The organism is Albidovulum sp., from assembly GCF_049646345.1.
GTDB lineage: Bacteria > Pseudomonadota > Alphaproteobacteria > Rhodobacterales > Rhodobacteraceae > Albidovulum.
This window is the reverse complement of sequence record NZ_JBARVQ010000284.1, coordinates 20,015-31,871: the sequence shown is the minus strand read 5'-3', so window position 1 is coordinate 31,871 and position 11,857 is coordinate 20,015. Positions and strand designations below refer to the sequence as shown.

The following is an 11,857-nucleotide window of genomic DNA, read 5'->3' as shown; positions in this document are numbered from 1 at the left end:
ACGTGAAACATTTTGATGTTATTGTCGTCGGCGGCGGGCATGCCGGGACGGAGGCTGCGCATGCCGCGGCCCGTCTTGGCGCGAACACCGCGCTGGTAACGCTGCGTCGGGATACGATTGGTGTGATGTCCTGCAATCCAGCGATTGGTGGGCTTGGCAAGGGGCACCTTGTTCGCGAAATTGATGCAATGGACGGCGTCATGGGCCGCGTTGCGGATCAGGCCGGTATCCAGTTTCGGCTTCTGAACAGACGCAAGGGCCCGGCGGTACAAGGCCCACGAGCACAAGCAGATCGGAAAATCTATCGTGAAACCATGCTGGCGGAAACCGAACGACAGCAGAACCTGACGATCATTGAAGGCGAGGTCACCGATCTGCGCATCGATGGAAATCGAATCACCGGTGTGGTCCTTGATGCGAGCCACGAGGTTTCGGCACCTGCGGTGGTTCTGACCTCGGGGACATTTCTGAGAGGTGTGATTCACATCGGCGATGTAAGTCGCCCGGGCGGTCGTATGGGCGACAGGCCTTCGGTCAGGCTTGCAGAACGAATTGATGATCTTGGTTTGCCACTCGGGCGGCTGAAAACCGGAACACCGCCACGGCTTGACGGTCGTACGATCAATTGGGACGCGCTGGATGCGCAGGCGGGTGATGATGACCCGACCCTGTTTTCCTTTCTCAACACCCGTCCGTTCGCGCGGCAGATCAGTTGCGGCATCACCCATACGAATGAGCAAACACATGAAATTATTCGGGATAATCTGAGCCGTTCGGCGATGTATGGTGGTTATATCGAAGGTGTCGGCCCCCGCTACTGTCCATCGATCGAAGACAAGATCGTCCGGTTTTCTGACAAGACATCCCATCAGGTATTTCTGGAGCCGGAAGGACTGGATGACACTACGGTCTATCCGAACGGCATCTCCACCTCTCTGCCAGAGGACGTACAGGATGCCTATGTCAGGTCCATCGCCGGGCTGGAGAATGTCCGGATCGTGCAACCGGGCTACGCGATCGAATACGACTATGTCGACCCCCGCGCACTGTCCCAGACTTTAGAAGTAAAGGGGGTAAGCGGTCTATATCTTGCGGGCCAGATCAACGGCACCACAGGATATGAGGAAGCCGCGGCGCAAGGTCTGGTGGCAGGGCTGAATGCGGCCAGGGCGGTAACGGGGCAAGAGGTCGTGACCTTTGCCCGGTCCCAAAGCTATATTGGCGTCATGATCGACGATCTCGTTACGCGCGGCGTTACCGAGCCCTATCGCATGTTCACATCGCGGGCAGAGTTTCGGCTTTCCCTGCGGGCGGACAATGCCGATCAACGCCTGACGCCTCTCGCGATGGAGATCGGCTGTGCTGGCGAACAACGCCGGGCAGCCTTTTCGCAGAAGATGGACGCTCTGATCGCTGGTCGCGAAGCGCTTGATCAGCTGACCCTCACACCGCGAGAGGCGGCAAAGCATGGCATTACGGTCGGTCAGGACGGACAAAGGCGGTCCGGCTTCACCCTTCTGAGCTTTGCGGATGTGGGGTTTGAGCAGCTTGAACTGGCGCAGCCAGATCTGGTGGGTCTGTCTTCTGACATCAAGGAACAGCTTAAGCGTGACGCGACCTATGCCACCTATATCGAGCGGCAACAGGCGGATGTAGCTGCGATGAAGCGTGATGAAGCCCATGAAATTCCTTGGGAATTCGACTATTCCGAACTATCCGGGCTTTCGAACGAACTGCGTGACAAGCTGATGCGCGCCCGGCCCGAAACTCTCGCACACGCGGGGCGGGTGGATGGAATGACGCCGGCGGCGCTGACACTCATTCTGGCCGCGCTTCGTCGTGCCGCGCGGTTTCGCGACACGGGATGATGGACGCCATGTCGCTATTGGGTGGGCGGAGTGTTTCACGTGAAACATCCGAAAGACTGGCGCTTTATGAAGGCCTGTTGCGAAAATGGAATCCTGCCATCAACCTCGTGGCGCGATCGACGCTCGATTCGCTTTGGGACCGCCATTTTCGCGATTCGGTGCAGGTTTTCGATCTGGCTCCGGATACGGCGCGGATTTGGGCGGATTTGGGCAGCGGCGGTGGTTTTCCCGGCCTCGTTGTTGCGATCGTTGGGGCTGATGAGCGTCCGGCGACCAAAGTTACCCTTGTGGAAAGTGATCAGAGGAAAGCGACATTTCTGTCAACCGTCGCCCGCGAAACCGGTATAGATGTCACGGTACTTTCCGAACGAATTGAAGCAGTTGCCCCGCTTCACGCCGATGTCCTGACCGCGCGGGCACTGGCCCCGCTGGACCGGCTGTTGGGCTTCGCCGAGCGCCATCTTGCACCAGAGGGAATGGCCATATTCCCGAAGGGCACGGCATGGCGCGAAGAAGTTAGTCAAGCACTTGAATCATGGCGATTTTCCTATCAGAACAACGATAGCGTGACGGAACCCGGCGCTACTGTTCTGACCATCGGAGGTATCTCGCGTGTCTGATCCGACCCGTCCGCCGGGGCCAAGAATCATCGCCGTCGCCAACCAGAAGGGGGGCGTGGGTAAAACCACCACCACCATCAACCTGGCGGCCGCCCTTGCAGAGGATGGCATGAGCGTTCTGCTCGTCGATCTTGACCCTCAGGGCAATGCATCGACGGGGCTTGGGGTTGAACCGGCCAGCCGCGAACTGACAACCTACGACCTGCTTCTGGAAGAGGCAGAACTTATGGACGTGATCCGGGCGACCAAGGTCGAAGGGCTGTGGATCTGCCCAGCGACGACCGACCTTTCGTCAGCGGATATTGAGCTTGTCGCCAACGAAAAGCGCAGCTTTCTTCTGCATGACGCATTGCGGCAGCCGGCGGTTGATTTCTTTGACTTCGACTACATACTGATCGACTGCCCGCCATCCCTCAGCCTTCTGACCGTCAACGCTATGGTGGCCGCGCATTCCGTTCTGGTGCCGCTTCAGGCGGAATTCTATGCGCTGGAAGGGTTGTCGCAGTTGATGCTGACAATACGTCAGGTCCGGCAATCGGCGAACCGCGATCTGCGGATCGAAGGCGTTCTGCTGACCATGTATGACAGTCGCAACAACCTTTCGACTCAGGTTGAGGCGGATGCCAGGGCCAATCTGGGCGATCTGGTCTATAAGACGGTTGTGCCGCGCAATGTCCGTTTGAGCGAAGCGCCGTCCTACGCGGTTCCGGTTCTGACCTATGATACGATGTCCAAGGGCAGCATGGCGTACCGGGCATTGGCGCTGGAAATGCTTGAGCAACACGGAAAAAAGACCTGACAGGGGGCAGAAATGGCTGACAAGAAATCGGAACGTCGGGGTCTTGGGCGCGGCCTGTCGGCCTTGATGGCAGATGTTCATCTGGATCAGGCGGAAGAGCGCGGCGATGCAGCTACGCGCCGCGCAGATACGCGTGTGCCGGTTGAAAAGCTGGAACCGAACCCGGACCAGCCGCGCCGCGATTTTGCCCCGGAAGCGCTGGAGGAATTGGCCGCCTCGATCAAGGCCAAGGGTATTATCCAGCCACTGATTGTCAGAATTAACCCAAGAAAATCAAATAGTTATGAGATTGTCGCGGGCGAACGCCGCTGGCGTGCAGCGCAGATGGCACAGCTTCACGACGTCCCCGTCCTGATCCGCGAATTCAGCGATACAGAGGTTCTTGAAGTCGCGATCATCGAAAACATCCAGCGCGCTGATCTCAATGCTATCGAAGAGGCGCTGGGTTACCGTCAGTTGATGGATCGTTTTGGCCATACGCAGGAAAAGATCGCCGAGGGCCTGTCGAAAAGCCGCAGCCATATCGCCAACCTATTGCGTCTTTTGACTCTGCCCGCCGAGGTGCAAAGCTGGCTGCGTGAAGGTAAGCTGACTGCGGGTCACGCCCGGGCTCTGGTGACAACCGAAAACCCGGTGGAACTGGCGCGGCAAGTCATCGCCAAGGGGTTGTCGGTTCGCGAAACCGAGCGGCTGACAAAAGCCCCCGCGAAAAAACCCGCGCCTCGCACGACCCGTCCGGAAAAGGACGCTGATACCCGCGTGCTGGAGCAGGACCTGTCAGCCCATTTGAAGATGAAGGTTGTCATAGACCACAAGGGCCATGATGGCGGTCACCTTGTCATTACCTACAAAACCCTGGATGAACTTGATGAGCTTTGTCAGGTACTGAGCACGACTCGCTAGTGCCCAAGTTTAGCCATCCGGACGGGTCCAGATGAAAATGCTGACGCAGCCCAGAACGATAACCTGAATGATCAGGGCGGGCAGGGGCGCGCCGAACAGAGCCGCCAACATAAAGGCCGCCAGAATCGAAATCGTCGCCGCCCATTTCGCCCTCCGCCCGATTGCCCCACGGTCGCGCCAGTTTTCAATGGGCGGTCCGAATACCGGATGTGACAACAGCCAATCGTGAAGTCGTTCCGACCCGCGCGCGAAACAGAACGCGGCGAGCAGGAGGAAGGGAACCGTCGGCAGCAGCGGCAGGAATATTCCTATCGCACCGAACGCCAGGGCAAGCCCGCCCCCGATCAGCCAGAACGACCGGATCATGGCAGAAGCTCTCTGATTACAGAATTCAGAACGGCGCGGCCCGCTGGTGTGGCCCGGATGCGATGCCCCGACTGTTCGATCATCCCAAGATCAGCCAGTCTGACAAGGGTGGCAGCGTCAATCTTTTGTCCTGCAAGTGCCGCGAACCTGGCGGTATCCGTACCCTCGGCCAGTCGCAGTGACATCATCAGGTATTCACCGGCCTGATCGGCCAGCGGCACCACCTGCCTCGGCACTTCCCCGTGACCGGACTGCTCAACCTGATCCAGCCAGCGGGCAGGGGAGAGTGGTGTTTCCGTTGCCCATCTCTGCCCGCCCAAGGTCAACCGCCCATGCGCGCCCGGACCGATCCCGGCATAATCACCATAGCGCCAGTAGATCATGTTGTGACGGCTTTCACAGCCCTCCCGTGCATGGTTCGACACCTCATAGGCAGGCATGCCGAGATCAGAAAGAATATCCTGTGTTTCCAGATACATATCGGCAGACAGATCGTCGTCCGGCAGGCCTCGTAACCCGCCCGCGGCATGGCGTGCGCCGAAAGCGGTGCCATCTTCGATGGTCAGCTGATAGAGCGAGATATGATCAACGGCCATCGCGGCCGCTTCCTTCAATTCCCGCCGCCAGCCCGCCAGATCCTGATCCTGCCGTGCGTAAATCAGATCGAAGCTGACCCGGGCAAAGGCATTCCGTGCCACATCGAAAGCCGCCCGGGCCTCGGCCACAGAATGCAGCCGCCCCAGGCGCTTCAGATCGGCATCGTTCAGCGCTTGTATCCCCATCGACACCCGATTGACCCCGGCGTCTGCGTAGGCGCGGAACCGCGTTGCCTCGACCGAACCGGGATTGGCCTCCAGCGTGATCTCCATATCATTGGCTGTGGGCCAACTCGTCCGGATCTTGTCGAGGATCGCCGCGACAAGCGTCGGGTTCATAAGCGACGGAGTGCCACCGCCGAAAAAGACCGTGTTCAACACCCGACCCGAGGTTTCGGCGCTGACCCTTTCTATCTCGCTCAGATAGGCACGCGCCCAGCGGTCCTGATCAATCTCGGCCGCGACATGAGAGTTGAAATCGCAATAGGGGCATTTGGAGGCACAGAAGGGCCAGTGCAGATATAGTCCGAACCCACCTTGCCGCCAGTCTTCCACCACTCAGCCCTTAAAGGCCGTGACTTCAATCTCTACCAGCATCTCTGGTTTGATCAGTCCCGCGATCACCATCGTCGCGGCGGGGCGGATCTCACCGAACGCTTCTCCGAGGGCAGGGATCAGAGCGTCGACCAGCCCGGTATCGGTCACCGTGTACTGAACCCGTACGACATCCTCCATCGTGAAACCGGCTTCAGCCAGAACGCCCCGGATCGTGGTAAAACAATTTCGTGCCTGATCAGCGATACCGTCGGGCATGGTCATCGTCGCATAGTCATAGCCGGTAACGCCCGAGACAAAGCACCAACCGCCTTTTACAACAGCCCGACTGTAACCCATTGTTTTTTCGAACGGAGAGCCAGTGGAAATGCGTTTCATGCTTTAATCCCCTCAAAGCAGGCGACCAGTTTGCCGAACGCGTCCGCCCGGTGGCTGATCCGGTTTTTCTCAGCCGGGTCCATTTCGGCAAAGGTAATATGATACCCATCTGGTTGGAACATCGGATCATAGCCATGTCCCTGAGCGCCACGCATCGGCCAGACCAGCTGACCCTCGACTTTGCCCTCGAACACCTCATCATGCCCGTCGGGCCAGGCCAGAACCATGGTCGCCCGAAAACGCGCGTTGCGCGGGTGGGGGGCGTTCACGGCCTCAAGTTCATCCCAGGTCCGGGTCATCGCCTTGACGAAATCGCGCCCATTCGGGGTTTCCGCCCAGTCGGCGGTGTAAACGCCGGGCGCACCGTTCAGACCATCGACCTCTATGCCGCTGTCATCGGCCAAAGCGGGCAGGCCGGTGGCGCTTGTCGCCGCATGGGCCTTGATCCTTGCATTGCCGATAAAGGTCGTTTCGGTTTCCTCAGGCTCCGGCAAACCCATTTCTCCCGCACTGACGTAGGCGATGCCAAAGGGTGTCAGCAGGGCCGCGATTTCCTCCAGCTTGCCCTTGTTGTGGGTCGCCACCAATAGCTGTTTGCCCGAGAATTTGCGCATCAGATTGCTGCCTTTTGCGCCTCGACCAAGGCTGCGATGCCCGCTTCGGCGTGATCGAGCAGTTTTGACATTTCATCGCGGGAAAAGGTCGCGCCCTCGGCCGACATCTGCACCTCGATCAGCCGCCCGCGCCCGGTCAGGATGAAATTACCGTCCGTTCCGGCCTCGCTGTCCTCGGCATAATCAAGGTCCAGCACCGGCTGGCCGGCATAGATGCCACAAGATACCGCGGCGACGTGATCGACAACCGGGTCGCTGGTGACAGCGCCGGCCTTGATCAGCTTGTTCATCGCAAGCCGCAAGGCAACCCAGCCGCCAGTGATCGACGCACAGCGGGTACCGCCATCTGCCTGGATCACATCGCAATCAACGACAATCTGGCGTTCGCCCAAGGCCACCCGGTCAACACCGGCGCGCAGCGAGCGCCCGATAAGCCGTTGAATTTCCTGTGTCCGCCCGGATTGTTTGCCTGCCGCCGCCTCGCGCCGGTTGCGCGTATTCGTGGCCCTCGGCAGCATTCCGTATTCCGCCGTGACCCAACCGAGCCCGGTGCCCTTTAGGAAGGACGGCGCCTTATCCTCGATCGTTGCAGTGCACAGAACATGCGTGTCGCCGCATTTTATCAGGCACGACCCTTCGGCATGTTTCGTCACGCCCGTCTCGATGGAGACGCTGCGCATATCATCGAGTTTCCGTCCTGAAGGTCGCATCGCATGTCCTTTCGTCGCTGTTGGCGTCAGTTACAGGCGCGGCACCCAGCGATGCAAGCCCGATTGACGGCAGCGGCTCTGGCTCATTAACTGTCGGCTGGCCTATATATGATGTGATGGACGACAAAGCGAAAATCCTGTCCGAGATGAACGACCGCTCGCGCGAAGTGTTTCGCCGCGTGGTCGAGGGATATCTGGACAGCGGCGATCCGGTCGGATCGCGTACCCTGACGCGGACGATGAGCGAAAAGGTCTCGGCCGCGACAATCCGTAATGTGATGCAGGATCTCGAATTTCTCGGCCTCTTGGACAGTCCGCATACGTCAGCGGGCCGCATCCCGACCCAGCTTGGCTTGCGCATGTTCGTTGACGGGCTGATGGAGGTCTCGACCCTGTCGCTGCAAGATCGCGAGGCGATCGATGCGACGACAGGCGGTAACGAACCTGGTGTCGCCTCTCTGCTGGACCGGGTCGGGCAGGCGCTTTCGGGCATCACCCATGGCGCAAGCCTGGTTCTGACCCCGAAACACGAAGCGCCGATCCGCCATATTGAATTCGTCAGCCTTGGCCACGACCGGGCGCTGGTGGTGCTGGTCTTCGCCGACGGTCATGTCGAAAACCGCGTTTTCGCGCCGCCGCCCGGTCAAACCCCGTCTTCAATGCGCGAAGCGGCGAATTTCCTGAACGCTCTGGCTGAGGGCCGAACCCTGTCGGAACTTCGCGCCCATATGACAAGCGAGATTTCCCGTCGCAGGCAGGAACTCGACACCGCCGCCCGCGCCTTGGTCGAAAGCGGTCTTGCTGTCTGGGAAAATCCCGGCGAATCCCATGAACGGCTGATCGTTCGCGGCCGTGCAAACCTGATCGATCAGGCCGATGAGGCGGATCTGGAGCGTATTCGCACCCTCTTTGACGACCTCGAGCGCAAGCGAGACATCGCCGAATTCCTTGAACTGACAGATACCGGCGACGGTGTGCGCATTTTTATCGGTTCTGAGAACAAGTTATTCTCACTTTCGGGTTCCTCTCTGGTGGTGTCTCCCTATATGAACGCTGACCGTAAGATCATCGGCGCCGTGGGCGTGATCGGTCCGACGCGGCTCAATTACGGGCGCATCGTTCCGATTGTCGACTACACGGCGCAGCTTGTCGGGCGGCTCCTGTCCGGCGAGCGAAAGGGATAGACCATGAGTGAGATGAAGAAAGACGAGATTGCCGAGGATCAGGCGCTGATGGGTGATGAAGGGCTTGAGGCCGAAGTGATGGTCGATGAGATGGAAGCGTTGCGCGCCGAACGCGACGATATGCGCGACCGGTTCATGCGGGCGCTGGCCGACGCCGAAAATATCCGCAAACGCGGCGAACGCGACCGGCGCGAGGCCGAGCAATATGGCGGATCGAAACTTGCCCGTGATTTGCTGCCGGTTTTCGACAACCTCAAGCGTGCCTTGGACGCGGCCGGTGACGAAACGCGCGAAGTCGCCAAGGGCCTGATCGAAGGCATTGAGCTGACGATGAAGGAACTCATCTCGGTTCTGGGCAAGCATGGGGTGGAACCCGTCGTGCCCGAGGTCGGCGACCGTTTCGACCCGCTGCTGCATCAGGCGATGTTCGAAGCACCCGTTCCGGGCACCCAGGCGGGCGATATCATTCAGGTGATGACCGAAGGATTCATGCTGCACGATCGCCTTCTGCGCCCTGCTCAGGTGGGTGTTTCTTCGACGCCGAAGTCGTGAATTTCCTCCGTTAAGGTGGGTTTGAACCCACCTTACTTTTCCAAAAACCCCCTCAATTCGTACAAGGCTGACAATGCGTTCAGCGGCGTCATCTCGTCAGGATGCAGCGCAGCAAGTCGTTCCTCCAGTTCCGATGGACCTTTGGCAGGGCGGGGTGGCACGACGGGTGCGGCGCTGAAGAGCGGCAGATCGTCGATCAGCGTGTGTTTGCGGGTGCCGCCCTCACGCTCGCCTTTTTCCAGCGCCTCCAGCACAACCTTTGCCCGTTCAACCACCGCCGACGGCAACCCAGCGAGGCGCGCGACCTGAACGCCATAGCTGCGGTCGGCGGCACCTTTGCGGACTTCGTGCAGGAAGATCACCTCACCTTCCCATTCCTTGACTGCGACCGTGGCGTTTTCCACCCCGTCGAGTTTCGCGGCAAGGGCCGTCATCTCATGATAATGCGTCGCGAAAAGCGCGCGGGCTTTGTTGGCGTCATGCAGATGTTCCAGCGTCGCCCAGGCGATCGACAGCCCGTCATAGGTCGCGGTGCCGCGTCCGATTTCGTCAAGGATCACCAGCGCCCGGTCATCGGCCTGATTGAGGATCGCGGCGGTTTCGACCATTTCGACCATGAAGGTGGATCGGCCACGCGCCAGATCATCGGCGGCCCCGACCCGGCTGAACAACTGGCTGACAAGGCCGATATGCGCGCGCCGCGCAGGTACGAAGCTGCCCGCCTGCGCCAGCAGGGCAATCAGGGCGTTCTGGCGCAGGAAGGTCGACTTACCGGCCATGTTCGGACCGGTCAACAGCCAGATTGCCGGGGTGTTGTCGCCGGTCAGCAGGCAATCATTGGCGATGAAAGGCTCGCCCGATCGTTTCAGGGCGCGTTCCACAACCGGATGGCGGCCACCTTCGATTTCAAAGGCCCGGCTCTCGTCCATCTGAGGTTCGCACCAATCCTCGCCCCGCGCGAGGTCGGCGAAAGCTGCGGTCAGGTCGATCTCGGCCAGTGCCCGCGCGGCCTGTGAGATCAGGGCGGACGCGTCCAAAACCATCGCTTTCAGGCCGTCATAGAGCCGTTTTTCGATCTCAAGCGCCAAATTTCCGGCATTGAGGATCTTGGTCTCCATCTCAGAGAGCGGCACAGTTGTGAAGCGGACCTGATTGGCGGTCGTCTGGCGGTGGATGAAGGTTTCATTGAGCGGCGCCGAGAGCATCTTTTCGGCATGGGTCGCCGTCGTCTCGATGAAGTAGCCCAGCACATTGTTATGTTTGATCTTCAGGCTCTGGATGCCGGTCTGCGTCGCATAGTCCGCTTGCATCTTTGCAATGACGCCGCGGCCTTCGTCGCGCAATTGGCGGGCTTCGTCCAGCTCGGCATTGTGGCCAGCCGCGATGAAGCCGCCGTCACGGGTCAGAAGCGGAGGTTCGGCAACAAGGGCTGAGTCGAGAAAGCGAACGAGGTCATCGAACCCGACGAGGTTTTTTGCTTCATCGGTCAGCCTTGCAGGGATATCGCCAGTCAACCGCCCGGCAATCCGCCCGGCTTCGGCCAGCCCCGATCGGATCGCTGTCAGATCGCGCGGGCCACCCCGGTCGAGCGCGAGGCGAGACAGCGCCCGGTCCATGTCGGGTGCCTTGCGCAGATCGGCGCGCAGGCTTTCGGCCAGCCGCGCCTCGCTCACAAAACACCGCACCGCTTCAAGCCGAGTGTGAATTTCCCCAAGTTCGCGTGACGGTGCCGACAGCCGCCGCTCCAGCAGACGCGCGCCACCTGCCGTCACCGTCCGGTCGATAGCGGCGATCAGTGACCCGTCGCGCCCGCCCGACAGCGCTTGCGTGATTTCCAGATTGCGCCGGGTCGCCGCGTCGATCTGTACCGATCCGCCCGGCGCTTCCTTTACCGGTGGGCGCAACAGCGGCAGCTTGCCGCGCTGGGTCAGGTCGAGATATTCGACGATGGCCCCCATTGCCGAGGTTTCGGCCCGGTCGAAATTGCCGAACGCATCCAGAGTGGCGACGTCATAAAGGTCGCAAAGCCGCTTCTCTGCGCCCGTACTGTCGAAAGACCCGCGCGACAGGGGCGTCATCGCCGCCCCGGAATCAGAGACTATTCCGTCCAGATCTGCCTCTTTAGTCTCGCTTACGACCACTTCGCGCGGGGCAAGGCGGGCAAGCTCGGGCGAAAGCCGCGACAGGGGGCAGGGGATGACCCGGAACTCACCGGTAGAGATATCGACCCAAGCCAAAGCCGCCGCATCCCGGACCTCAGCCCAGGCGGCAAGGAAGTTGTGCCGCCGGGCCTCAAGCAGGCTTTCCTCGGTCAGAGTGCCGGGGGTGACCAGCCGCACCACATCCCGCGCCACGACAGACTTCGACCCACGCTTTTTCGCCTCGGCTGGGTCCTCCATCTGTTCGGCAATGGCAACGCGGAACCCTTTGCGGATCAGCGCCAGAAGATAACCCTCGGCGGAATGGACGGGCACGCCGCACATCGGAATGTCCTTGCCCAGATGCTGGCCGCGCTTTGTCAGTGCGATGTCCAGGGCCGCAGCTGCCGCTTCGGCATCCTCAAAGAACATCTCGTAAAAGTCGCCCATCCGGTAGAACAGGAGCGCGTCGGAGTAACGCCCCTTGATCTCCAGATACTGCGCCATCATCGGCGTCACATTGCCGTCCTGAGCGTTCACGTTGCCCCCCTCGCACTTCCGCGCGACCCTACAA

Annotated in this window: 12 protein-coding genes; 6 read left to right on the top strand and 6 right to left on the bottom strand. The window is 60.3% G+C overall.

The window, feature by feature from the left end:
* Positions 1-2: 2 nt before the first annotated feature.
* From mnmG to WBB85_RS06920, 4 genes are read left to right on the top strand one after another with little or no spacing between them, the layout of a single operon-like run.
* Complete coding sequence (gene mnmG / locus WBB85_RS06935) at positions 3-1,868, top strand: tRNA uridine-5-carboxymethylaminomethyl(34) synthesis enzyme MnmG (RefSeq protein ID WP_432637889.1); 1,866 nt, start codon at positions 3-5, stop codon at positions 1,866-1,868.
* Positions 1,868-2,488 carry a 16S rRNA (guanine(527)-N(7))-methyltransferase RsmG gene (gene rsmG / locus WBB85_RS06930; protein WP_432637935.1) on the top strand — a complete coding sequence of 207 codons (621 nt, stop codon included), beginning with the start codon at positions 1,868-1,870 and terminating at the stop codon, positions 2,486-2,488. Before mnmG ends, rsmG begins: the two co-directional genes overlap by 1 nt.
* Positions 2,481-3,287: a ParA family protein gene (locus WBB85_RS06925; RefSeq protein WP_432637888.1), complete on the top strand. Its 807-nt coding sequence runs from the start codon at positions 2,481-2,483 to the stop codon at positions 3,285-3,287. The genes rsmG and WBB85_RS06925 overlap by 8 nt, the downstream gene beginning before the upstream one ends.
* Positions 3,288-3,299: 12 nt before the next feature.
* A complete protein-coding gene (locus WBB85_RS06920; protein WP_432637887.1) occupies positions 3,300-4,190 on the top strand; it encodes a ParB/RepB/Spo0J family partition protein in 891 nt (296 codons plus the stop codon).
* 9 nt (positions 4,191-4,199) lie between these two features.
* Here WBB85_RS06920 and WBB85_RS06915 read toward each other — a convergent pair whose 3' ends face one another.
* Genes WBB85_RS06915 through rph form a run of 5 tightly spaced genes read right to left on the bottom strand, consistent with a single transcriptional unit; the run spans position 4,200 to position 7,409 of the window.
* Entirely contained in the window at positions 4,200-4,556 is a 357-nt protein-coding gene (locus tag WBB85_RS06915) for a YbaN family protein (protein ID WP_432637886.1), read from the bottom strand.
* Positions 4,553-5,707, bottom strand: coding sequence for a radical SAM family heme chaperone HemW (gene hemW, locus WBB85_RS06910; protein WP_432637885.1), 1,155 nt, complete (start codon positions 5,705-5,707; stop codon positions 4,553-4,555). The genes WBB85_RS06915 and hemW overlap by 4 nt, the downstream gene beginning before the upstream one ends.
* Before the next feature lie 3 nt (positions 5,708-5,710).
* Entirely contained in the window at positions 5,711-6,085 is a 375-nt protein-coding gene (locus tag WBB85_RS06905; protein WP_432637884.1) for a RidA family protein, read from the bottom strand.
* Complete coding sequence (gene rdgB / locus WBB85_RS06900; RefSeq protein WP_432637883.1) at positions 6,082-6,699, bottom strand: RdgB/HAM1 family non-canonical purine NTP pyrophosphatase; 618 nt, start codon at positions 6,697-6,699, stop codon at positions 6,082-6,084. The genes WBB85_RS06905 and rdgB overlap by 4 nt, the downstream gene beginning before the upstream one ends.
* The gene (rph, locus tag WBB85_RS06895; RefSeq protein WP_432637882.1) at positions 6,699-7,409 is read right to left on the bottom strand and encodes a ribonuclease PH; all 711 of its coding nucleotides are present in this window, start codon (positions 7,407-7,409) and stop codon (positions 6,699-6,701) included. The genes rdgB and rph overlap by 1 nt, the downstream gene beginning before the upstream one ends.
* Before the next feature lie 116 nt (positions 7,410-7,525).
* On the opposite strand from rph, the gene hrcA reads away from it, so the two are divergent.
* Both hrcA and WBB85_RS06885 read left to right on the top strand, forming a co-directional pair.
* The gene (hrcA, locus tag WBB85_RS06890; protein WP_432637881.1) at positions 7,526-8,593 is read left to right on the top strand and encodes a heat-inducible transcriptional repressor HrcA; all 1,068 of its coding nucleotides are present in this window, start codon (positions 7,526-7,528) and stop codon (positions 8,591-8,593) included.
* Between the two features lie 3 nt (positions 8,594-8,596).
* The gene (locus WBB85_RS06885) at positions 8,597-9,145 is read left to right on the top strand and encodes a nucleotide exchange factor GrpE (RefSeq protein WP_432637880.1); all 549 of its coding nucleotides are present in this window, start codon (positions 8,597-8,599) and stop codon (positions 9,143-9,145) included.
* Between the two features lie 32 nt (positions 9,146-9,177).
* Here WBB85_RS06885 and mutS read toward each other — a convergent pair whose 3' ends face one another.
* A complete protein-coding gene (gene mutS / locus WBB85_RS06880; protein ID WP_432637934.1) occupies positions 9,178-11,793 on the bottom strand; it encodes a DNA mismatch repair protein MutS in 2,616 nt (871 codons plus the stop codon).
* Positions 11,794-11,857 lie beyond the last annotated feature (64 nt).